We start from the raw sequence: 22,237 nt of genomic DNA on the forward strand, positions 1-22,237 counted from the left end.
TTCCCTTTTGCAACGGTCAAAGGGAATAAAATACCTCTTTGTGCTGTTTAGAGAGGAAAACCTCCACAGATGGGAACCCCCGGCCCAGCCAGTCGGCCAGGACCGGGCAGACCACGTTTTCCGTGGAAAAGTGACCGGCGTCGATGAGGTTGATCCCCATAGCCCGGGCATCCAGAAAAACGTTGTACTTCACATCGGCGGTGACGAAGGTGTCGCAGCCCATACGGATCACGTCCTCCAGCATGTCCCCGCAGGCGCCGCCGCCTACCGCCACCCGGTAGACGGGCCTTCCCGCATCCTCCAGGCGGAGGCCGTCGGCCCCCAGCCGCTCCCGCACAAAGGCGGCAAATTCGGGCAGATAGAAATGTCCCGGCGCGAAGCCCACCCGGCCGATGCCGTAGGGCCGGCCGGAGGCGTCCTCCCCGTCTTGGTGGAGCTGTTCGATGTCCGTAAGCCCCAGCTTTTGGGCCAGGGCGTCGTTGACGCCGCCGGAGACCGCGTCCAGATTGGTATGGGCGCAGATGGCGGCGATGTGGTTTTCCGCCAGGGCCAGGACGCACCGCCCTACCGGGTCGGCATCTGTGACGCGCTTCGCGGGATGGAAGATCAGCGGATGGTGGGAGATGATGAGCTGGCAGTCCAGGGACCGGGCCTCCTCGATGACTTCCTCGGTGATATCCAGGGAGACCAGCAGCTTTTGAACGGAAGCCTCTCCCCTGCCAACGAGAAAACCGGCGTTGTCAAAAGACATCTGGATGGAAAAAGGGGCCAGAGAGTCCAGATAACGGTAGATCTCCATTACATTTGCCATTGTTCCCACTCCTTTTTCAGCTGTTCAACTTCATAGACCGCCTGTTCAAACCGGGCCAGTTTTTCCCGGTCCTCAAGCCGGCCGGACCTGGCCAACCCATCCGCCGCCCGGCGAAGCTTCTCCAACTCCTGTTCGAGGTAGCGGCTTCGGAGGGGACTGTCCATACCAGGGGCATGGCGGCCCACCCAAACTTCCCCCTCGGTCAGGGGGGGCATTTCTCCAGGCTGGGCCAGAAGGATCACGTAGAGGGTGTCCCCCTCCCGGACCAGCTGTTCCGAGGAGATGGAGTAGCCCTGCTCCGACAGATAGCGGCGCAGGCCGTCCATCCCGCTCATGGCCTGTAAAATGTACCGGTGCCCGCTCTGGCGGGTCCATGGGACCGCCGCCAGGATCTCGGCGATGGTCTCTCCGCCCATGCCGGTAATGGTGACCACTTCGGCCTCTTCGGGAGAGATGGCGGACAGCCCGTCGCATAGGCGAAAGGAGATCTGATGGGAGACGCCCCAGCGTTCCGCCAGCGCCGTGGCCTTGCTCAGGGGCCCGGGGCGCAAGTCGGAGGCCACAACCTGGTCCACGATCCCGTGCTGGACCAGCCACACAGGGAGCCTGCCGTGGTCCGTTCCCACGTCGGCCAGCCTGGCGCCGGGCGGAACCAGTTCCGCCACGGCCTGGAGCCTGGGAGAAAGAGAAAAGGGACGCCGCACGGTTTTTCCCTCCTGACGCATTAAAGTAATAAAAAAGGAGCGGCAAAGCCGCTCCTTTTTCAGGTGTAGGACTTACTGCGCGGCGGGGACCATCTGATTGATCGCTTCCAGCAGAGCGTCCACATCCACGCCGTGGACCATGCAGGCCTGCTCCACGGTCTCCCCGCGGGAAGAGGGGCAGCCCAGGCAGTGCATGCCGATGGACATAAATACAGGGGCGGTCTGAGGGGCGATGTCCAGGATGTCGCCGATGATGGTATCTTTGGTGATCTGAGCCATAAAATATACCTCCGTAAACGGTAAAATCGATGATACATGATTATTATAGCCCAACCGTCCCCTTTTTTCAACAGGAAAATAAGAACGGCACTCCGGCGGTCATCGACCGGGGAGTGCCGTTCCATTCAGAAGGAGAACCAAAATTATGTACGGGGGTGGGCTTTGTTGTAGACATCCTTCAATTTTTGGTTGATCACCAGAGTGTACACCTGGGTGGAAGAGATGTCGGCATGACCCAGCATCTCCTGGATGGAGTGCAGGTCGGCGCCGTTTTCCAGCAGGTGGGCGGCAAAGGAGTGGCGCAGGGTGTGGGGGGTGATGTCCTTCTGGATCCCGGCCATGTCCTGATAATGCTTGATGATCTTCCAAAAGCCCTGGCGGGACATCCGGGAGCCATTCATATTGACAAAAATGGAACGCTCCTCCGGCTGGTCGATCATCTGGGGACGCACATGCTCGATGTAGTCGGCCAGGGCGCGGATGGCGGTGGGATAAAGCGGAATGACCCGCTCCTTTTTGGCGTTGACACAGCGGATGAATCCGGCGCTGAGATTCAAGTGCTCCAGATTTAAATTGATAAGCTCGCTGACCCGGATCCCGGTGGCGTAAAGTAGTTCCAGCATGGCCTTGTCCCGGCAGCCCTTGGCGTCGTGGGGGTCCGGCTGTTCCAGAAAGAGCTCCACTTCTTTGCTGGTCAGGATTTGTGGCAACTTACGCTCCACCTTTTCCAGCACCAGCCCCTTGGCTGGGTTGGCGGAGACCAGGCGGCACTCCTGGAGATAGGAGTAAAAAGATTTCAGGGAGGCGAGGGAACGGGTGACAGTAGAGACGGATTTACCCAAACTGAGCAGATATTTGGTGTAGCGGTCCACGTCGGACTGCGTGGCGGCCTCGGAGGTCAAGCCTTCGCTGGAAAGCCACTGAAAATACTGTCCCACATCGCGGGTGTAGGAGCTGACCGTATTACCGGACGCCTTCTTTTCCTCCACCAAATAATGCTGGTATTGGGCCAACTGATCCATCTGCGCTCACCTTCTTCCCTTGCCAAAGTCCTCCTATGGGTTCAACAGACCGGCGGTCCCCGACACAAGGACGGGGACCAGATAACACTCCAGGAGGATACACACACCCATCGCCCCGGCGCAAAAACCGGAACGAAGGAAATAGTCGCGATGATAGGGCAACGCACGCCTTCCCTGTCCTTCTCCACGGCAGGCCAAGCTCCAGGCGGCGTGAAAGCTCTGGGTCGCCAGTAAAAAAAAGACCGGCAGGGCCAAAAGGCCAGTAATACCCAGTAACAAAAAAGCAACCTCAATGCCCAGCCGGCCATAGGCGCGGGCAAAAGAGGCGATTGAAAAGGCAAGGAAAAAACCTCTCAATGCGGAAAGCGCCGGAATCCCGATCAGACCCAGAGCGGTGAATCCGAACAGGAACACCGCCAGGGGCCAGCGAACGGAACGCCAGATCAATCCCGGCAAAGCGGGCAGGACCAGAGCGCCCTCCCTGGCGGAGGCCAAAAACTGATCCAAATATGCGGTCAGAGCATCTCCGCCGCCTCCCTGGGCCCGGAAGGCCATCAAACAGCCGAAAAGGCCGCCCAGAGTAAAAAAGACCGCCGTCACAACTAGGGCCGAGGTGCCCTCTGCCGCCGGCGAACCCCATATTCCTGCAACAGCTCTGCGCATGGTCCTCACCTCCACGACCACTCTATGCGGCGTGGGACAAGTCCATGTGCGGAATCAGCGAAATACTTTGAAAGTGTTTTCTATTTTAATCTACTTTCCTACTTGACGCAAGCCCTTTTTAAAAAAATTTTGTTATGAGAAAAACTTATGTAAATTAAATTATGTAAACTCGCAGAAAATACCGAAAAGCGCACATAAAAATTGTCGCTTAAAACCAGAGAGCAGGCACAAGATGTTGTGTCGACACAAAGAAAGTGCGCAATATCTTTATATTCTAAGTGCGCGGGCGATTACGGAATGTAATATTACAAACCGTATACCCCTCCCCGGGAAAATTTAAAATTTAATGGGCCATAGGACACCCATTGCTCCCAGAAGATGTTTGAGATGCGGCCGGGCTCCACGTCGGGATTTTTATGTTACCAACAGTAAGCGTCTCTCTTCTGTGGACACGCCGGTCAGCGTGAACGGCGTTTTTTAGATTTTCCGGCGCCTCCCCTTCCCCCACCGAGGATCCCGGCGGCGGCTCCGCCGCACAGGGCGCCGCAAAGCAGGCCCAGGCCGCCATTTTCAAAGGACATGGTGTCATAAATGAGAAGTCCCAAAGTCAGCTCCAGAAGGAACAGGACCGCCCCCACGGCCAGGCCGACAAACAGTCCGCGGGCCGGACACCGGCGCACGGCGGACAAACCGCCGGAGAAGCTGCCCAAGACGCAGCCCACCACGGCCAGCTGATAACGCAGTCCCGCGTCCAGAAGGCCTTGAGAGATGCCAACGGCCGCCAGGAACAGGAACACCAGACACACCACGAAGGCGGCCGCGCCGCCGATGAGAACCGACTTGCAGTATCGCATCAGCCGGGCCCCCTGCTCTTCCTCTGCTTTACGCATAAAAATACCCTCCCCGTAAGGATTTTCAATACATCCTATGCGGGGAGGGTATTTAGCATGTCTTTTTTAGATGGAACTTACTTCGTGGTCTCCACGGACTGGGTGCCCTTGCTGGAGACGGCCCACTTGGTGAACTCCATACGGACGCGGTCGGCGCTGGTCTCGATCACGATGGTGTTGTCCTTCACGGCGCAGATGGTGCCCACGATACCGCCGATGGTGGTGATCACGTCACCCACCGACAGCTCAGAGCGCATCTTCTCCGCTTCCTTCTTCCGCTTGTTCTCCGGGCGGATCAGCATGAAGTAGAAAATGGCGATCATGGCCACCAGCATTACGATTGTCATAACATTCGGATCCAAGATGAATTCCCTCCAAGAATAAATTTAGAGTCATAGTGCAGTAAAATGTAGTATAGCTTAGAAAATGGAATATTGCAAGACTTTCCACCAAATTTAAATCTTGCGTTCCAATTTTTCCGAGTATTCCGCCCGAAACTCGGCAAAAGTTCCAGCGTCAAGGGCGGCGCGGATACGCTGGGTCAGTGTGTTGTAGAAATGGAGGTTGTGGAGCACGGCGAGCCGCATGGCCAGCATCTCCCCCGCCACAAAGAGGTGGCGGAGGTAGGCGCGGGAGAAGGAGCGGCAGGCGGGACAGTCGCAGGTTGGATCAATGGGGCGGTCGTCCAATCTGTATTTCTCGTTCTTTAAATTGATGGATCCTTCCCACGTGTAGAGCCGCCCGTGACGGGCGTTCCGGGCGGGCATGACACAGTCGAAGAAATCCACCCCCCGGGCGACCCCCTCGATGATATTGGTGGGCGTGCCGACCCCCATCAGATACCGGGGCTTGTCCGCGGGCATATGAGGTTCCACCGCGTCAATGATGTCGTACATCACCTGGGTGGGCTCCCCCACCGCCAGACCGCCGATGGCATAGCCGTCGCAGTCAATTTTTTTGATTTCCTCCATGTGCCAGACCCGCAGGTCGGGGAAGGTGGCACCCTGATTGATACCGAAAAGCATCTGCTGAGGGTTCACCGTATCCGGCAAGGTATTCAGCCTGTCATGCTCCACCTTGCAACGCTCCAGCCAGCGGAAGGTGCGCTCGCAGGAGGCCTTGGCATAGTTGTAGGCGGCGGGGTTCTCCACGCACTCGTCAAAGGCCATGGCGATATCGCTGCCCAGATGGGACTGGATTCGCATGGACTCCTCCGGGCCCATGAAGATCTTCCGTCCATCGATGTGGGAGGAGAAATAGACCCCTTCCTCCTTGATTTTACGAAGGCTTGCAAGGGAAAACACTTGAAAGCCGCCGCTGTCAGTGAGGATGGGACCGCTCCAGTCCATGAACCTGTGGAGCCCTCCCATTTCCCGCACCACGTCGTCTCCGGGACGGAGGTGGAGATGATAGGTGTTGGACAGCTCGATCTGGCAGCCGATATCCTTCAGATCGTGGGCGGAGACCGCCCCCTTGATGGCGCCCTGGGTCCCTACGTTCATGAACACGGGGGTCTGGGCGGTGCCATGGGCGCAGGTAAAGACACCTCGGCGGGCCCGGCCCTCGGTTTTGATCACTTCAAACACAGAAAAACTCCTTTATTTATGGGAATCAAAAAAGGCCTTCAGTTCGGCTTTTCGCAGGGGCGGGAGCTCTTTTTTGGGCAGTCCCTCCACCGCCCCGGCTAGGGCCTGAAGCTGATGGAGGCAGGCTCCGCTGTCCACTTGGAGACGGATACGCAGCCAGGCCTCTTCCGCCCCCATGCCGCGCAGAGCCTCTGGCGTCGAGACGCCGATTTTTTGGAGATTGCCGGCCAGGACAGGACCGACGTTGGGAAGCTCGGTCAATTCCATTTTACTTCCTCCTTAATAAATGAACATGGCGTCCCCGAAGGAGAAAAACCGGTAGCGCTCATTCACGGCCTCGGCGTAGGCCGCCAGAATGGGCTCCCGGCCGGCCAGAGCGGAGACCAGCATGATCAGAGTGGATTCCGGCAGGTGGAAGTTTGTGATCAGGCAGTCCAGGGCTTTAAAGCGATAACCGGGGTAGATGTAGATGTTGGTCCAACCGGCGCTCTCTTTCAATGTCCCGTCCTCGGCAGCCCAGCTCTCGATGGTACGGCAGGAGGTGGTGCCCACACAAATGACCCGCCCGCCGCTGCGTCTGGTCTCGTTGATGGCCTCGGCGGTCTGGGCGGAGATCATGCAGTATTCCGAGTGCATCTCGTGCTCGATGGGGTTGTCCTCCTTCACGGGGCGGAAGGTCCCAAGGCCCACATGAAGTGTCACGTAGCAGAGCGTTACACCCACTGCCTCCACTTGACTGAGAAGCTCTTTGGTGAAGTGGAGCCCGGCGGTGGGGGCGGCGGCGGAGCCCACCTCCCGGGAGTAGACCGTCTGATAACGCTCCGGGTCGCTGAGTTCCTCTTTGATGTAGGGCGGCAAGGGCATTTTGCCCAGCTGCTCCAGGATCTCCAAAAAAATGCCCTCGTACTGGAACTCCACGATCCGGTTACCGCCGGGGCACTCCTCCAAAACTTGGGCGGTGAGGAGAGAGCCGTCTCCAAAGACGATTTTTTGTCCCGTGTGCATTTTCCGTCCCGGCCTTACCAGGCACTCCCACTTTTTCTCCCCCTTGTCAATGAGGAGAAGCACCTCCACAGCGCCGCCGGAGGGGTCCCTATGGCCCAGGAGGCGGGCCGGAAGGACCCGGCTGTCATTGAGGACCAGGCAGTCTCCGGGGCGGAGGAGCTGGGGCAGTTCATAGAAGTGACGGTGCTGGATCTCTCCCGTCTCTTTATTCAAGAGCATGAGCCTGGAACCATCTCTCCGCTCCAGAGGGGTCTGGGCGATCAGCTCCTGGGGAAGGTCATAGTAAAAATCTGAGGTTTTCATCCGTGTTATTCCAACTTTCTCAGCGAATTTCGATGCCGGGGTAATAGAAGGTCAGGATTTCCTCAAAGGTCTTGCCCTGCTGGGCCATGGCGTAGGCGCCCCACTGGCTCATGCCCACGCTGTGTCCCCAGCCGGAGCCAGAGAAGGTAAAGACCCTCTCCCCCGTCTCCGTGCCGCCCGAGGGGGCAGGCAGGAATTGGGTGCCGGAGCCGGTGATGACGTAGGGGTTGCCGCTGATCTTCCCCACAGAACCGTCTCCGTTGATGGCGTAAGCCCCAGTCATGGAGGAGATGGTCCCGCCGCCGTCGGTATAGTATACCCCGCCGGTGGTCTCCCCCACCGCGGTGACCGTATAGCGCATAGACTTGAGGCCCAAGAGATTTCGCACTCCGCTCTCCTTGACGAAGGGCCAGGATTTCCCGTTCGCATCAATAAAGGAGATTGACTTTACATTTCCTGTGGGCGTAGTCTCCGTGATCTGGACGTCCACGATGGCGGCGCAGTTATAGCCCTTGGCCTGGAGCGTGGGCACCACGATGGCGTTGAGCTCCGAACTGGTCAGGGTCTTGGTCCAATTCCAATCGGATATCTTACTGGAGACCGTGGCCTCATAGGGGTCCACCACGCCGCACAGGTAGGGGATCGAGGTGCTGCCCCACACGTTTCGCACGTCCTCCGTCCCCCCGCCGCTGGAAGAAAAATAATAGGTCTGAGCCGGTTTCCCGTTGTACCAGGCCTTCTGCCCCGCCGTCTCGGCGGCGGCCTGGGCCGTGTGGGCGTCGGTCTCGCTCATGCCGTAGTAGGCCTGGCAGTGGGTGGTGGCGCAGATATCGAACCCGTCGGCGTTGTGCCTGCCCAGGTTGATCTCGTAGTAGGTCCTGGCGCACACAGCTTGGGCTTTGAGGGCTTCCAGAGGCCAGCTCCGGCTCATCTCCCGGGACACGACGCAGTTGATATAGTCCTCCAGCGGGATCACGTTGGAGACGGTCAGATCCCCGCCGCCGATCCTCCGATATTGGAAAGCGCCGAAATAACGGTTCTTTTTGAACCAGATCTCGGTCTTTAAACTCTCATCCTGGCCCGGTTTGACCGTCAAGGAGCGGTCGGCTCCACCGTCAAACTGAAACAAGACGGCGGCCGTCCCTGTTTTGACCACGGACACGGCGTAGGCGCTGGTTCCCACCGTGGTCCCGCCCAGCAGGGACGCGGCGCTCTGGGCCTCCTCCTGGGTGGCGTAGGCGCCCACCCGGACCTGGTAGCCGCCGTCGATCCAGGCGGGAAAGCCGCCCACATCGTTGGCGGCGGCGACCGCCTCCTCAAAGGTGGAGGGAATAAGCGGGAGCTGTACGTGCCAGCAGCCCACAAAAATATCGGAGGTGATGGCGTCGGAGTAGCTGGTGTAGCCGTCATAGGAGCCGTACCAGACGTTTTGAGTCTTTACCACGGACACGGCGGTCTCGGTGGTATATCCCACCTGGAAGAAGGTCCGGTCGGCGTCCAGATAGCCAAAGCGGTAGCCCACGCCCACCTGGTTTTCCAAATTGGCGCCGTCCAGGGCGTTGCCCCCATAGGCCAGGCCCACCAGGACAAGGGGGTCCACGGGGCCGTCGGCGTGGGCGGCGGGCAGGCTTGCCGTGACAAGGGCCAGGGCGCAGAAGGCAGTCAGCCATTTGTGCTTCATAGCTTGCTCCTTTTGATATGTATTGACACCGCTGGGCGGTTGTGGTAGTATCAGAAAAACATCCATCAGATAGAGGCGCGGCTTTCCTGGTAGCGCGGTGAGGGCTCCGGAGCCCTGTGACCCGAGTGAAGGAGGAGGCCGCCGAAGAGAGTATCCTCCGGAGGGGTCCTCTCTGGTCGCCGGGCGGTACCGTCCCCGACTGTCACCGGCGACGCCGGTGGAGCGCTGTCTGATTTTGGCTAATAAGGCGGGGATGAAAGACCATCTCTGACATTATAGTACAAAATCAGCCGCTTGAAAAGCCGCTGATTTTTTTCTTTTTCAAAGGATTTGCATATTACCGGGAATTCGCATAGGATAGAGATATGGAGGTAGATAGAGATGGAAAAATTCAAAGTTGGTATCATCGGCTGCACCGGTATGGTGGGCCAGCGGTTCATTACCCTCACCAGCGGCCATCCCTGGTTCCAGCTCACTGTGCTGGCCGCCAGCGCCCGGTCCGCCGGAAAAACCTATGGTGAGGCCATTGAGGGCCGCTGGAAGCTGGACATTCCCATGCCGGAGGAAGTCCGGGACATGGTTATCCTGGATGCCGAGGCCGATCTGGAACGCGTCGTCAGCCAGGTGGACTTTGTCTTTTCCGCTGTGGACATGAAGAAAGAGGAGATCCAGGCCTTGGAAGAGGCCTACGCCAGACACGAGTGCCCGGTGGTCTCCAACAACTCCGCCCACCGCTGGACTCCCGACGTCCCCATGGTGGTGCCCGAGCTGAACCCGGAGCATCTGGAGGTCATCCCCGCCCAGCGCAAGCGGCTGGGCAGCAAGCGGGGTTTCATCGCGGTCAAGTCCAACTGCTCCATCCAGAGCTACGCCCCCGCCCTCTCCCCCCTGCGGAAGTTCGGCTTGGAAAAGGTGCTGGCCTGTACCTATCAGGCCATTTCCGGCGCCGGTAAGACCTTTGAGACCTGGCCCGAGATGATGGACAACGTCATCCCCTACATCGGCGGCGAGGAGGAAAAGAGCGAGCAGGAGCCGCTGAAGGTCTGGGGCAAGGTGGAAAACGGCGTTATCGTCAACGCCTCCAAACCCTCCATCACCGCCCAATGCCTGCGTGTGCCCGTGTCCAACGGCCACACCGCCGCCGTGTTCGTCAGCTTTGAGAAGAAACCCTCCATGGAAGAGATGAAGGAGATCTGGGCCGGGTATCAGGGCATTCCCCAGAAGCTGGGCCTCCCCACCGCCCCCAAGCAGTTCTTCCACTACTTTGAGGAGCCGGACCGGCCCCAGTGCAGGCTGGACCGGGAGCTGGAGGGCGGCATGGCCATCTCCATCGGACGGCTCCGCCCGGATACCCAGTACGATTATAAATTTGTCTGCCTCTCCCACAACACCCTTCGGGGCGCCGCCGGCGGCGCCGTGGAGCTGGCGGAGCTCCTCTGCGCCCAAGGCTATATCGACCACAAATAAGTTTTTCCCTGACAGAAAGGACGGGATACCATGCGGGAACCTGTTTTCAGCGGCGCCTGTACCGCCATCGTCACTCCATTTGACGCAAGCGGCGCAGTGAATTATGAGGCCTTCGGCAGCCTCATCGAGACCCAGATCGCCGGGGGCGTGGACGCCATCTGTGTCTGCGGCACCACCGGAGAGAGCGCCACCATGTCCATCCGGGAGCATATCGCCGTGGTGGAATACTGCGTCAAAAAGGTGGACCACCGGGTGAAGGTGGTGGCGGGGGCGGGAAGCAACGATACTTCCGCCGCTGTCTACCTCTCCCAGCACGCCCAGGACTCCGGGGCGGACGCCCTTCTGCTGGTGACGCCCTACTACAACAAGGCCACCCAGATGGGGCTTATCAAGCACTATGAGTACATCGCCGACCGGGTGGACCTGCCCATCATCCTCTACAACGTCCCCTCCCGCACCGGCGTTTCTTTTACCGCCGAGACATATAAGGCCCTTTCGGAGAATCCCAAGATCAACGGAGTGAAAGAGGCCAGCGGCAATTTCTCCCTGCTGGCCCATACCCGGTTCCTCTGCGGGGAGGATTTTTACATCTGGTCTGGGAACGACGACCAGGTGGTGCCCATGATGAGCCTGGGCGCCAAGGGCGTCATCTCCGTGGCCGCCAACATCGTCCCCGAGGTCATGGTGCGGATGAGCCATCTGTGTCTGGAGGGGGATTATCAGGCCGCAGCCCAGCTCCAGATCGAGTATATGGACTTCATTGACGCCCTCTTTGTGGACGTGAACCCCATCCCCATCAAGACCGCCCTCAATCTGGCGGGACAGGACATGGGCGGGCTGCGGCTTCCCCTGTGCGAGATGACCCCCGCCCATCTGGAGGTTCTGCGGGCCTCCATGGTCCGCATGGGACTTTTGAAGTAAAGATACTCCGGGAAAGGACGTTCAAAGATGCTCAAAGTGCTCATTTCGGGCTGCAACGGACATATGGGAAGAGTGGTCGCCCAGGTCTGCCGGGAGGCCCCCGACGTGGAAATCACGGCCGGGTTTGATTTGCTGGGTGCGGAAAATGAGGAGTTTCCCGTTTTCTCCTCCCCCGCCGAGTTTCCGGGCCAGGCCGACGTTCTCATCGACTTTTCCTCCCCGGCGGCCCTTCCCGGTCTTTTGGAATTCGGGACGGCCCGCCGAATTCCCCTGGTGCTGGCCACCACGGGCTATTCCGAGGAACAGCTTGCCGCCGTGGATACCGCCGCTCTGACAGTCCCCATCTTCCGCTCCGGCAATATGTCTTTGGGCGTCAACGTGTTGACGGCGCTGGTGGAGAAAGCCGCCGCCGCGCTGGGCGATGGCTTCGATGTGGAGATCGTGGAGCGGCACCACAACCGGAAGGTGGACGCCCCCAGCGGTACGGCCCTCATGCTGGCCCAGGCGGCCGCGGAGGGGCTCCCCTATTCGCCTGAATATGTGTACGACCGGCAGAGCGTCCGCAGGCCCCGGGATAAGCGGGAGATCGGCATCTCCTCGGTGCGGGGCGGAAACATTGTGGGAGACCACGAGGTCATCTTCGCCGGACGGGACGAGGTGATCGAGCTGAAGCACTCTGCCATGAGCCGGGAGGTCTTTGCCTCCGGCGCCCTGCGGGCGGCCCGGTTCCTGTCGCGGGCCGGAGTGCCCGGTCTCTATTCCATGAAAGACCTGGTGTCTCAAATCATTTAAAAAAGCGCTGTGAACGAAAGTTCACAGCGCTTTTTCTTTTATGATTCCGAGGACGGCGTCAGCGGGTTTCCGTTGGCGTCGATGCCCTTTTCTTTCAACCGGGTGTCGGCCCACTCCCGCATCAGAGAGTAGAGCACGGCGAAGGTGGGGACGCCCAGCAGCATCCCGGGGAAGCTGAAGAGGCCGCCGCCCACCACGATGGCCACCAGGACCCAGATGGCGGAGAGGCCGGTGCTGTCGCCCAAAATCTTGGGGCCCAGGATATTGCCGTCGAACTGCTGGAGGGCGATGATGAGGATGGTGAACCGCAGGGCGGCCCAGGGGTCTACGATGATGAGGATCATCAGGCAGGGCACGGCGCCGATGATGGGGCCGAAAAAGGGAATAATATTGGTCACTCCGATGATGACACTCAGAAGGATAGCGTAGGGGATGCGGAAAAGCATGGTCATCAGGAAGCACAGCACGCCGATGATGGCGGAATCGATGAGCTTGCCGTTGATGAAGCCCACGAAGATTTTGTTGGCCCTGCCGCTGACCGAGAGGATCCGGCTGACGCCCTTGGCGGGAAAGAGGGCGTAGATCAGTTTTTTCAGCTGACTGGTGAGCCGGCCCTTCCCTGCCAGCATATAGATGGAGGCAATGATGGCGGTGACGCCGGTGACGACTCCGTTGCCCACCGCCACGCCGAAGTTGAAGAGGTCGGGCACGGCGCCGGAGAGGTAGCCCGCCGCCCGGCGGATGATCTCGTTGTAGGTATCCACCAGATCGACGATGCCCTCCCCTTCCAGGTCAAAGTGCTGGACCAGGTCCCGCACCATCCGGTCCAGGTTTTCCAGATAGCCGGACAGGTTGCCGAAGAGCTGGGCGATGCTGTCTCCCACCTGGGGGAGTACCAGCTGAAGAAGCACCAGAATGATCGCCAGCGCGATGAGAAAGACGGTGAGGATGGACAAGACTCTGCGGTGCCGGAATTTGTGATAGACCTTTTGCTCAAAGAAATTGGTGGGGGTATTGAGCAGGTACGCGATCATAAAACCGCCTATAAAGGGAGAAAGCACGCTCAGAAAAGAGTCGATGGCCATGCGGACTTGGGGCAGATGGGTCAGGCCCAGATAGAGGATCACGCCGACGCAGACAACAATTAGATTGGAAAGCCCCCGGCTGTCCAGATGGTACCATTTTTCTTTCGGCAAGAGCGTCACCGTCCTTTGACTTTCATTTTAGCACAGCGGTCTTATTCTGTCACGGCCCGGTGGAAAACTTTCTTGCCCTTTTTCAGCATGAGGCCCTCGCCGGAAAAGGCGGCGGCGTCAAAGCGGGTGGTGGGGTCGGTCACCTTCGCGCCGGCGGCCTCCACACCCCCCTGCTCCACCAGCCGGCGGGCCTCCTTTTTGGAGGGGGCCAAGCCGCACTTCACCATCAAATCCAACGCGCCGATGGAGCCGTCAGTAAAGTCGGCGGAGGTAAGGGTGGTGGTGGGCATATTGGCCAGGTCGCCGCCGCCCACGAAGAGGGCCCGGGCGGCATCCTGGGCCTTCTGGGCCTCCTCCTCGCTGTGGACCAGCTTGGTCAGCTCGAAGGCCAGGATCTCCTTGGCGGTGTTGAGCCGCTCCCCCTCCCACTTGTCCATCTCGTCGATCTGCTCCAGAGGCAGGAAGGTGAGCATGCGCAGGCACTTCAAAACGTCGGCGTCGCCCACGTTGCGCCAGTACTGGTAGAACTCGTAGGGGGTAGTCTTGTTGGGGTCCAGCCACACGGCGCCGGAGGCGGTCTTGCCCATCTTTTTCCCCTCGGAGTTGAGGAGCAGGGTGATGGTCATGGCGTAGGCGTCTTTCCCCAGCTTTTTGCGGATGAGTTCAGTGCCGCCCAGCATGTTGGACCACTGGTCGTCGCCGCCGAACTGCATGTTGCAGCCCACGGTCTGGAACATGTGGTAGAAGTCGTAGGACTGCATAATCATATAGTTGAACTCCAGGAAGCTCAGGCCCTTCTCCATGCGCTGCTTGTAGCACTCGGCCCGGAGCATGTTGTTCACGGAGAAGCAGGAGCCCACTTCCCGCAGCAGCTCCACGTAATTGAGCTTCATGAGCCAGTCGGCGTTGTTGAGCATCATGGCCTTGCCGGGGCCGAACTCGATGAACTTCTCCATCTGCTTTTTGAAGCAGTCGCAGTTGTGCTGGATGGTCTCCGGGGTCATCATCTGGCGCATATCGCTACGGCCGGAGGGGTCTCCCACCATGCCGGTGCCCCCGCCGATGAGGGCGATGGGCCGGTTGCCCGCCATCTGGAGCCGCTTCATCAGGCACAGGGCCATAAAATGGCCCACGTGGAGGGAGTCGGCGGTGGGGTCGAAGCCGATATAGAAGATAGCCTTGCCGCTGTTGATCAGCTCCTTGATCTCCGGCTCGTCGGTGACCTGGGCAATGAGGCCCCGGGCCTGCAATTCTTCGTAGACTGTCATGTTTCTTTTCTCCTTTTCCTCTTTGTTTCAAACAGGGGTGCAAAAACGCCCCCTGTCCCGTTGGACAGAGGGCGTATAAACGCGGTACCACCTCTGGTTCACCGTCCCCTTACGGAAAACGGCCTCAGGCCGTGCTGTCACACGGCGGCGCTTTAACGGGCGCGTCCCGGCATGCCCTACTGGGTCAAGTACGGTTCAGGCATCGGCTCCGAGGGGTATTCGTCCATGCCTGCCCTCCCCTTTTCACCAAACAGGGGCTCTCTGCGGGGCGGGGATATGGATTACTGATCCTCTTCATCGCTGTATGGGACATTATAATATGACTGTGACCGTTTGTCAACACCTGGAAGTTGTTGACAAGAGCGGCATGTTCTCGTAGGATAGAAACAGGAATAAGGAGGAATTAAAATGCTGTTTGTCTGCTACCCGAAATGTTCCACCTGCAAGAAGGCCCAGACGTGGCTGGAGGGCCGCGGGCTCTCCTTTCAGCTGCGGGACATCAAGACCGATAACCCCACCGCCGGGGAGCTGAAGGAGTGGCACCGCCGGAGCGGGCTCCCCCTCCGGCGGCTGTTCAACACCAGCGGCCTTCAATATAAGGCCCTGGGGCTGAAGGACAAGCTGGACACCATGACGGAGGCGGAGCAGTACGAGCTGCTGGCCACTGACGGGATGCTGGTGAAGCGGCCCATCCTGGTGGGAGAGGACTTTGCCCTGTTTGGATTCCGGGAGCCGGAGTGGAGCCAGCGCCTATCCGATTAACAGGTACAAATAGATTGCTTTTTTTTACCTGAAAGGGTAAAATAAATTTTATGCTGAACAAAAGGAGTGTGTGCCATGCCGGAAGAGACAAAGCCTGTCATGAGCCAGAATTTTATCCACGATTTTATCGACGAGGATATCGCCAAGGGCGGGCAGTATGAGGGCATGACCGTCCACACCCGCTTTCCGCCGGAGCCCAACGGCTACCTTCACATCGGCCACGCCAAGGCCATTTTCATCGACTTTGGCACCGCCGAGAAGTACGGCGGCATGTGCAATCTGCGGATGGACGATACCAACCCCACCAAAGAGGACGAGGAGTACGTGGACGCCATCCAGGAGGACATCCACTGGCTGGGCTACGACTGGGGCGACCGGTTCTATTTCGCCTCGGATTACTTTGACAAGATGTACGAATACGCCGTGGAGCTCATCAAAAAGGGCCTGGCCTATGTCTGTGAGCTGACCCCAGAGGAGTTCAAGGCCCACCGGGGCGACGTGGGCACCCCCGCCACTTCTCCCTGGCGGGACCGGCCGGTTGAGGAGTCCCTTGACCTGTTCCAGCGGATGAAGGACGGAGAGTTCCCCAACGGGAAGTATACCCTGCGGGCCAAGATCGACCTGGCCTCGGGCAACTTCAACATGCGGGACCCGGTCATCTACCGGATCAACCACATGCGCCACCACCGTCAGGGCGATAAGTGGTGCATCTACCCCATGTACGACTTCGCCCATCCCCTGGAGGACGCCCTGGAGGGGATTACCCACTCCCTTTGCTCCCTGGAGTTTGAGGACCACCGCCCCCTCTACGACTGGGTCATCCAGAACTGCCCGGTGCCCTCCAAGCCCCGGCAGATCGAGTTCGCCCGGCTGGGCATCAACTACACCGTCATGTCCAAGCGTAAGCTCCGCCAGTTGGTGGAGGAGGGCAAGGTCTCCGGCTGGGACGACCCCCGGATGCCCACCCTCTGCGGCCTGCGCCGGCGGGGCTACACCCCCGCCGCCATCCGGGACTTCTCCGAGCGCAACGGCGTCACCAAGGCGGCCTCCGTAGTGGAGTTCGGCTTCCTGGAACACTGCCTGCGGGAGGACCTGAACCGCACGGCCCGCCGGGTGATGGCGGTCCTCCGCCCGGTAAAACTCACCATTACCAACTACCCTGAGGGCCGGTCCGAGACCTTTGAGGTGGAGAATATCCCCGGCGACCCCGGGGCCGGGACCCGCCCCGTCACCTTCTCCCGGAACCTCTGGGTGGAGGCCGAGGACTTTTTGGAGGAGCCGGTGCCCAAGTACAAGCGGCTCTATCCCGGCGGCCCCGAGTGCCGCCTGAAGGGCGCCTACCTCGTCACCTGCACCGGGTGCGTGAAGGACGACGAGGGAAATGTGACCGAGATCTTGGCCACCTATGACCCCGACAGCAAGGGCGGCGATCCCGCCGACGGCCGCAAGGTGAAGGGCGCCACCCTCCACTGGGTGGACGCCGCCACCGCCCTGGACGCGGAGGTGCGGCTCTATGACAATCTCTTCGCCGACGAGGCCCCGGACGCCGGAGACAAGAATTTCCTGGACTGCCTGAACCCCAATTCCCTGGAGATCCTCACGGGCTGCAAGGTGGAGGCCGGCCTGGGCGAGCCGAAGCCAGAGGACCGGTTCCAGTTCATGCGTCAGGGCTATTTCTGCGCCGACAGCAAGGACTCCTCCCCCGCCCACCTGGTATTTAACCGGGCGGTGAGCCTGAAGGACAGCTTTAAATTTTGATCCTACGTCAAAGGAGATGCTTTTGTGTACAACTTCCGTAACGACTATTCCGAGGGCTGCCATCCTGAGGTGCTGGCGGCCCTGGCCGGGGTCAACTCCGAGAGCGTCATCGGCTACGGCGCCGATGACTACTGCAAGACCTGTGCCGACCTGATTAAGGATCTCTGTAAAGCCCCCCAGGCCAGCGTGGAGTTTATGGTGGGCGGCACCCAGACCAATTTTGTCGCCATCGCCTCCTTCCTGCGGCCTTGGGAGAGCGTGATCTGCGCCCACACCGGCCACGTCAACGGCCATGAGGCGGGTGCCGTGGAGGCCACCGGCCACAAGCTGATGCAGGCCCAGGTGGCCGGGGACGGAAAGCTCACCCCCGCCCACATCCTGCCTTTGGTGGAGGGTGGCAGGGATGAGCACGTGACCAAGCCCCGTCTGGTGTATATCTCCAACGCCACCGAGACCGGCGCTGTCTATACCAAGACGGAACTCACCGCCCTGTCCAAGTGCTGCAGGGACAACGGCCTGCTCCTCTTCCTGGACGGCGCCCGCCTGGGCTGCGCCATGGCCTCCGCAGTCAACGACCTGACGCTGGCCGACATCGCCGCCCTGACCGACGCCTTTTACATCGGCGGAACCAAAAACGGCGCTATGATGGGCGAGGCGCTGGTCATCTTGGACCCCGCACTCCAGGGGAACTTCTTCCGCATGAAGAAGCAGCACGGCGCGGTATTGGCCAAGGGCTGGCTGCTGGGGGTCCAGTTTCAGGCGCTTCTTCGGGACGGGCTCTATTTCAAGATCGCGGGTCACGCCGTGGAGATGGCCCAGTATCTTCAGGGCGGCTTGAAAAATCTGGGGGTGCCCATGATGGTGGACTCCCCCACCAACCAGATCTTCCCCATCGTTCCCGACAAGCTCCTGCCGCAGCTCAGCAAACTGTGCAGCTATGAGATCTGGTCCAAGGCTGACGAGGACCATACCATCATCCGTTTCGTGACCTCCTTCGCCACCCCGAAGGAGAGTGTGGAGGGCCTGTTGGCCGAATTGAAAAAAATGGGTTGAAAGGAGCCCGCCTATGAACGATCTCCGCAATCAACTTCCCAACCTCCTCTACCGCCTGGCCCAGTTTTTGGAGATATTGGTCGGGGTGGTCCTGGTGGCGGCCATCTGTGTGGCGCTGCTTGCGGTCATTCAGGAGGTAGGCGTTTTATGGGATTCCAAAGGTGACGCAAATTCCTTCCACTCTTTTTTGGCCGCCGCTTTTAACGTGGTCATCGGAATCGAATTTCTGAAAATGCTTTGCCGTCATAATATGAGCTCGGTGGTGGAGGTGGTCCTCTTTGCCACTGCCCGGCAGATGGTGGTAGAGCACACCAACCCGGTGGAGACCTTACTGATGGTGGGCGCTTTGGCCATTCTTTTTATCATTCGCAAGTACCTTTTCATCCCTGGTCTGGACGACAAGGACCACTCGGTCCACCTTCCCTTCATTCATCAGCGGGAAGAGGAAAGAGAGCCGGAGAACGTACATTAGGACAAAAAAGGCCGCCGGAAGGTTTTCCGGCGGCTTTTTTCTGTCAAAATTGAATGGTTCAATCTTGTTGACACAGTTTTTTGCTTGTCGGTGGTCAGGCCTTGCCGTCGCTACCCAGGACGTTGACGATCTTGTCTTTGACCAGCTCTTTGATATAGTTGCGCCCGTCGCCCATATACTGGCGGGGGTCAAAATGGTCGGGATGGGCGTCAAAATGTTCCCGGATACCGGCGGTCATGGCCAAACGCAGATCGGAGTCGATGTTGATCTTACAGACAGCCATCCGGGCGGCCTGGCGGAGCTGCTCCTCGGGCACGCCGATGGCGCCGGGCATTTTGCCGCCGTGGTCATTGATGATCTTCACAAAGTTCTGAGGCACGGAGGAGGCGCCGTGAAGCACGATGGGGAATCCGGGCAGCCGCTTGGAGACCTCTTCCAGGATATCGAAGCGCAGCTGGGGCTTGGTGCCGGGCTTGAACTTGTAGGCACCGTGGCTGGTGCCGATGGCAATGGCCAGGGAGTCACAGCCGCTCCTGGAGACAAATTCCTCCACCTCCTCGGGGCGGGTGTAGTGGGAATCCTCGGCGGAGACCTGAACGTCATCCTCCACGCCGGCCAGGGCGCCCAGCTCGGCCTCCACCACCACGCCGTGGTCGTGGGCGTACTCCACCACCTTCTTGGTCAGGGCGATATTCTCGGTGAAGGGCTTGGAACTGGCGTCGATCATGACGGAGGTGAAGCCGCCGTCGATACAGTCCTTGCAGACCTCGAAGTCGGCGCCGTGGTCCAGATGCAGAACGATGGGCAGGCCGGTGTCCTCCACGGCGGCTTCCACCAGCTTGCGCAGGTACACGGCCTTGGCGTACTTCCGGGCCCCGGCGGAGGCCTGGAGGATGATGGGGGCCCGCACCTCGGCGGCTGCCTCGGTGATCCCCTGGACGATCTCCATGTTGTTGACGTTGAAGGCACCGATGGCGTACCCACCCTCATAGGCTTTTTTGAACATTTCGGCAGAAGTGACCAGTGGCATGACTTACAACTCCTTTGTTTTAAATTGGGCGAAACGGCTCACACCTTGTTGTGCTGGCCGATCATAGTGCGCATCACAGTGTATTTGTCCTCATCCAGGCCCTTTTTCATACTCAGGGCCTCGGTGATGTCATAGTCGATATACTTGTCATCCTGCATGCAGACCACCCGGTCCGTCTTTCCGCTGGCCAGGAGCATGACGGCGGAATAGCCCATATGGGTGGCGGTGACCCGGTCCCGGGCGGAGGGGGCGCCGCCCCGCTGAATATGGCCCAGAACAGTGACCCGGGTATCCAGGGCAGTGGCTTCTTTGATTTTGTTGGCCACGTCGTAGGAGCTTCCAACCCCTTCAGCCACGATGATCATGAAATGGGTGCGGCCGCTGAGGCGGGCCCGGCGGATGGGCTCGATGACGTCCTCCTCAAAGTTCACCGGCTTCTCCGGAATGAGAACGGCGGTGGCGCCGCAGGCCAGTCCCACGTAGAGGGCCAGGTGCCCGGCCCGGTGGCCCATCACCTCCACCACGGAGCAGCGCTCGTGGGACTGCATGGTGTCCTGGAGTTTGTCGATGCACTCCACCGCCGTGTTGCAGGCGGTGTCGTAGCCGATGGTATAGCTGGAGCAGGCGATGTCGTTATCGATGGTGCCGGGGACGCCGATGACGGCGATCCCGTGGTCAGCCAGATCGTGAAGGCCCCGGAACGTGCCGTCTCCCCCGATGCCCACGATGCCGTCCAGACCGAGCAGCTTGCAGGTGTTGACGGCCTTCTCGATCCCGGCCTCGGTACGGAACTCCGCGCTGCGGGCGGAATAGAGCATGGTGCCGCCCATCCGGGTCAGCCCGCTGACCCGGGAATAGTTGAGGACCTCGTCGTCCCCGTTGATCAGGCCGTTGAAGCCCCGGCGAATGCCCACGCACTCGATGCCCAAGTGGAAGCAGGTCCGGGCCGCGGCGCGGATGGCGGCGTTCATACCGGGGGCATCCCCTCCGCTGGTGAGGACCCCGATGCGGCGAATGGCGTTACCCATATTGTGTTCCTCCCTTTTCTCTCTCAAACGGTCAATTCTGTATCTTTCTTTTTCAAGGCTGAAGCATACCGCTTCAGCACGGGCCGGACGTCGTCCCGGAGGAACTCCTCCACCTGCTGGGGGCAGCGGCCGATATACCGGGCGGGGTCCAGATGGGCTTCGATCTCAGCCCGGGTCAGGCCAAACATGGGCTCGGCGGCAATCAGGTCGATGAGGTTGTTGGGCAGCCCCTCTTCCTTGATATTACGCCCGGCCTCAAGGGAAAGTTGACGAATCCGCTCGTGGAGAGCCTGACGGTCCCCTCCCCGCTTCACGGCGTCCATCATGATGTTCTCGGTGGCCATGAAGGGCAGTTCCTCCGTCACGTGCCTGGCGATGACCTTCTCGTGGACCACCAGCCCGGAGGCCACGTTGGCATAGATGTTCAGGATGGCGTCCACGGCCAGGAATGCCTCGGGCACGGATACCCGCTTGTTGGCGGAGTCGTCCAGCGTCCGCTCAAACCACTGGGTGGCGGCGGTGAAGGCGGGGTTCATGGCGTCGGCCATCACATAGCGGGCCAGCCCGCAGATGCGCTCACAGCGCATGGGGTTGCGTTTATAGGGCATGGCGGAAGAGCCGATCTGGTGGGTCTCGAAGGGCTCCTCCACCTCTTTCAGGTGGCACAGGAGGCGCAGGTCGTTGGCAAACTTGCTGGCCGACTGGGCGATGCCGGAGAGGGTGGCCAAAACGGCGGCGTCCACCTTCCGGGAATAGGTCTGCCCCGAGACCGGGACCACGGAGTCAAAACCCATTTCGGCGGCGATCTTCTCCTCCAGGGCCTTGACCTTTTTGTGATCCCCCTCGAACAGCTCCAAGAAGCTGGCCTGGGTGCCGGTGGTACCCTTGGAGCCCAGCAGGGCCATGCGGGAGATACGGTATTCCACCTCGTCCAGATCCATAAGGAGCTCATTCATCCAAAGGGTGGCCCGCTTCCCCACCGTCACCAGCTGGGCGCTCTGAAAGTGGGTAAAGCCCAGGGTTGGAAGGGACTTATACCGCTCGGCGAAATCCGCCAGGTAGGACAGCACCTTCACCAGCTTTTCCCGAATCAGCATCAGCCCCTCACGCATGAGGATCATGTCGGTATTATCCCCCACGTAGCAGCTGGTGGCGCCCAAGTGGATAATGGGCATCGCCGTAGGGCACTGCTCGCCATAGGCGTGGATATGGGCCATCACGTCGTGACGCAGCTCTTTTTCCCAGCGGGCGGCGGCGGCGTAATCGATATCGTCCACGTGGGCTTCCAGCTCGGCCACCTGCTCCGGGGTCACGGGAAGCCCCAGCTCCATCTCCCCCCGGGCCAGGGCCACCCAGAGCCGCCGCCAGGTGGAGAATTTCTTGTCCGGAGAGAACAGCCGGAGCATCTCGGGGCTTGCGTACCGGGAGGACAGAGGAGTCTCATAAACATTTGTGCTCATAGATGGTCAGCCCTCATTTCAAAAAATTGCAGAATTTCTTGGAAAAGAAAAATTATTTCAGCAATTCAAAAATCTGAAACCATATT

Annotated in this window: 23 protein-coding genes, 1 riboswitch and 1 other annotated feature; of the genes, 7 read left to right on the forward strand and 16 right to left on the reverse strand. The window is 59.8% G+C overall.

Annotated features, from left to right (window positions below):
- Window positions 1–16: 16 nt before the first annotated feature.
- The 11 genes from AAEU42_RS08230 to AAEU42_RS08280 all read right to left on the reverse strand — a co-directional run bounded on the left by AAEU42_RS08230 (window position 17) and on the right by AAEU42_RS08280 (window position 8,944).
- A complete protein-coding gene (locus AAEU42_RS08230) occupies window positions 17–811 on the reverse strand; it encodes a Nif3-like dinuclear metal center hexameric protein (RefSeq protein WP_342233054.1) in 795 nt (264 codons plus the stop codon).
- Window positions 799–1,515, reverse strand: coding sequence for a tRNA (adenine(22)-N(1))-methyltransferase (locus AAEU42_RS08235; protein ID WP_342233055.1), 717 nt, complete (start codon window positions 1,513–1,515; stop codon window positions 799–801). Before AAEU42_RS08235 ends, AAEU42_RS08230 begins: the two co-directional genes overlap by 13 nt.
- A 72-nt stretch (window positions 1,516–1,587) precedes the next feature.
- Complete coding sequence (locus AAEU42_RS08240; protein WP_342233056.1) at window positions 1,588–1,794, reverse strand: DUF1858 domain-containing protein; 207 nt, start codon at window positions 1,792–1,794, stop codon at window positions 1,588–1,590.
- A 143-nt stretch (window positions 1,795–1,937) separates the two neighbouring features.
- Window positions 1,938–2,816 carry a site-specific tyrosine recombinase XerD gene (xerD, locus tag AAEU42_RS08245; protein WP_342233057.1) on the reverse strand — a complete coding sequence of 293 codons (879 nt, stop codon included), beginning with the start codon at window positions 2,814–2,816 and terminating at the stop codon, window positions 1,938–1,940.
- A 33-nt stretch (window positions 2,817–2,849) separates the two neighbouring features.
- A complete protein-coding gene (locus AAEU42_RS08250) occupies window positions 2,850–3,479 on the reverse strand; it encodes a stage II sporulation protein M (RefSeq protein WP_342233058.1) in 630 nt (209 codons plus the stop codon).
- 458 nt (window positions 3,480–3,937) lie between these two features.
- Window positions 3,938–4,369 (reverse strand): TIGR04086 family membrane protein, encoded by a 432-nt coding sequence (locus AAEU42_RS08255; RefSeq protein WP_342233059.1) that lies wholly within the window; start codon window positions 4,367–4,369, stop codon window positions 3,938–3,940.
- A gap of 77 nt (window positions 4,370–4,446) precedes the next feature.
- Window positions 4,447–4,716: a preprotein translocase subunit YajC gene (gene yajC, locus AAEU42_RS08260; protein ID WP_342233060.1), complete on the reverse strand. Its 270-nt coding sequence runs from the start codon at window positions 4,714–4,716 to the stop codon at window positions 4,447–4,449.
- Between the two features lie 108 nt (window positions 4,717–4,824).
- Window positions 4,825–5,955, reverse strand: coding sequence for a tRNA guanosine(34) transglycosylase Tgt (tgt, locus tag AAEU42_RS08265; RefSeq protein WP_342233061.1), 1,131 nt, complete (start codon window positions 5,953–5,955; stop codon window positions 4,825–4,827).
- Between the two features lie 12 nt (window positions 5,956–5,967).
- On the reverse strand, window positions 5,968–6,222 hold the full coding sequence (locus tag AAEU42_RS08270; RefSeq protein WP_342233062.1) for a TfoX/Sxy family DNA transformation protein: 255 nt from the start codon (window positions 6,220–6,222) through the stop codon (window positions 5,968–5,970).
- Between the two features lie 12 nt (window positions 6,223–6,234).
- A complete protein-coding gene (gene queA / locus AAEU42_RS08275) occupies window positions 6,235–7,263 on the reverse strand; it encodes a tRNA preQ1(34) S-adenosylmethionine ribosyltransferase-isomerase QueA (protein ID WP_342233063.1) in 1,029 nt (342 codons plus the stop codon).
- Window positions 7,264–7,282: 19 nt separating this feature from the next.
- Window positions 7,283–8,944: a SpoIID/LytB domain-containing protein gene (locus tag AAEU42_RS08280; RefSeq protein ID WP_342233064.1), complete on the reverse strand. Its 1,662-nt coding sequence runs from the start codon at window positions 8,942–8,944 to the stop codon at window positions 7,283–7,285.
- A 62-nt stretch (window positions 8,945–9,006) separates the two neighbouring features.
- A riboswitch (Lysine riboswitch) is annotated at window positions 9,007–9,180 on the forward strand.
- Window positions 9,181–9,325: 145 nt separating this feature from the next.
- Here AAEU42_RS08280 and asd point away from each other — a divergent pair.
- Genes asd through dapB form a run of 3 tightly spaced genes read left to right on the forward strand, consistent with a single transcriptional unit; the run spans window position 9,326 to window position 12,124 of the window.
- Complete coding sequence (gene asd / locus AAEU42_RS08285; protein ID WP_342233065.1) at window positions 9,326–10,411, forward strand: aspartate-semialdehyde dehydrogenase; 1,086 nt, start codon at window positions 9,326–9,328, stop codon at window positions 10,409–10,411.
- 30 nt (window positions 10,412–10,441) lie between these two features.
- Window positions 10,442–11,332, forward strand: a complete 891-nt coding sequence (gene dapA / locus AAEU42_RS08290) for a 4-hydroxy-tetrahydrodipicolinate synthase (protein WP_342233066.1) — start codon at window positions 10,442–10,444, stop codon at window positions 11,330–11,332.
- 27 nt (window positions 11,333–11,359) lie between these two features.
- Entirely contained in the window at window positions 11,360–12,124 is a 765-nt protein-coding gene (dapB, locus tag AAEU42_RS08295) for a 4-hydroxy-tetrahydrodipicolinate reductase (protein ID WP_342233067.1), read from the forward strand.
- A gap of 38 nt (window positions 12,125–12,162) precedes the next feature.
- Here the strand turns inward: dapB and AAEU42_RS08300 are convergent, their stop codons facing one another.
- Both AAEU42_RS08300 and tyrS read right to left on the reverse strand, forming a co-directional pair.
- A complete protein-coding gene (locus AAEU42_RS08300) occupies window positions 12,163–13,320 on the reverse strand; it encodes an AI-2E family transporter (protein ID WP_342233068.1) in 1,158 nt (385 codons plus the stop codon).
- Between the two features lie 41 nt (window positions 13,321–13,361).
- The gene (gene tyrS, locus AAEU42_RS08305) at window positions 13,362–14,588 is read right to left on the reverse strand and encodes a tyrosine--tRNA ligase (RefSeq protein WP_342233069.1); all 1,227 of its coding nucleotides are present in this window, start codon (window positions 14,586–14,588) and stop codon (window positions 13,362–13,364) included.
- A gap of 64 nt (window positions 14,589–14,652) precedes the next feature.
- Window positions 14,653–14,895, reverse strand: a binding site (T-box leader).
- A gap of 101 nt (window positions 14,896–14,996) precedes the next feature.
- Between tyrS and AAEU42_RS08310 the strand changes: the two genes are divergently transcribed.
- The 4 genes from AAEU42_RS08310 to AAEU42_RS08325 all read left to right on the forward strand — a co-directional run bounded on the left by AAEU42_RS08310 (window position 14,997) and on the right by AAEU42_RS08325 (window position 18,633).
- Entirely contained in the window at window positions 14,997–15,350 is a 354-nt protein-coding gene (locus tag AAEU42_RS08310; RefSeq protein ID WP_342233070.1) for an arsenate reductase family protein, read from the forward strand.
- Between the two features lie 75 nt (window positions 15,351–15,425).
- Window positions 15,426–17,108, forward strand: coding sequence for a glutamine--tRNA ligase/YqeY domain fusion protein (locus AAEU42_RS08315; RefSeq protein WP_342233071.1), 1,683 nt, complete (start codon window positions 15,426–15,428; stop codon window positions 17,106–17,108).
- A gap of 24 nt (window positions 17,109–17,132) precedes the next feature.
- Window positions 17,133–18,161 (forward strand): threonine aldolase family protein, encoded by a 1,029-nt coding sequence (locus tag AAEU42_RS08320; RefSeq protein WP_342233072.1) that lies wholly within the window; start codon window positions 17,133–17,135, stop codon window positions 18,159–18,161.
- Between the two features lie 13 nt (window positions 18,162–18,174).
- Window positions 18,175–18,633: a phosphate-starvation-inducible PsiE family protein gene (locus AAEU42_RS08325; RefSeq protein WP_342233073.1), complete on the forward strand. Its 459-nt coding sequence runs from the start codon at window positions 18,175–18,177 to the stop codon at window positions 18,631–18,633.
- 94 nt (window positions 18,634–18,727) lie between these two features.
- Here AAEU42_RS08325 and fba read toward each other — a convergent pair whose 3' ends face one another.
- Genes fba through purB form a run of 3 tightly spaced genes read right to left on the reverse strand, consistent with a single transcriptional unit; the run spans window position 18,728 to window position 22,151 of the window.
- Window positions 18,728–19,663, reverse strand: coding sequence for a class II fructose-1,6-bisphosphate aldolase (gene fba, locus AAEU42_RS08330; RefSeq protein WP_342233074.1), 936 nt, complete (start codon window positions 19,661–19,663; stop codon window positions 18,728–18,730).
- A gap of 38 nt (window positions 19,664–19,701) precedes the next feature.
- Window positions 19,702–20,691, reverse strand: a complete 990-nt coding sequence (locus tag AAEU42_RS08335; protein ID WP_342233075.1) for an ATP-dependent 6-phosphofructokinase — start codon at window positions 20,689–20,691, stop codon at window positions 19,702–19,704.
- Window positions 20,692–20,714: 23 nt separating this feature from the next.
- Window positions 20,715–22,151, reverse strand: coding sequence for an adenylosuccinate lyase (purB, locus tag AAEU42_RS08340; RefSeq protein WP_342233076.1), 1,437 nt, complete (start codon window positions 22,149–22,151; stop codon window positions 20,715–20,717).
- Window positions 22,152–22,237: the final 86 nt, after the last annotated feature.

Origin of the sequence: Pseudoflavonifractor phocaeensis, assembly GCF_038439875.1 — a bacterium.
GTDB lineage: Bacteria > Bacillota > Clostridia > Oscillospirales > Oscillospiraceae > Vermiculatibacterium.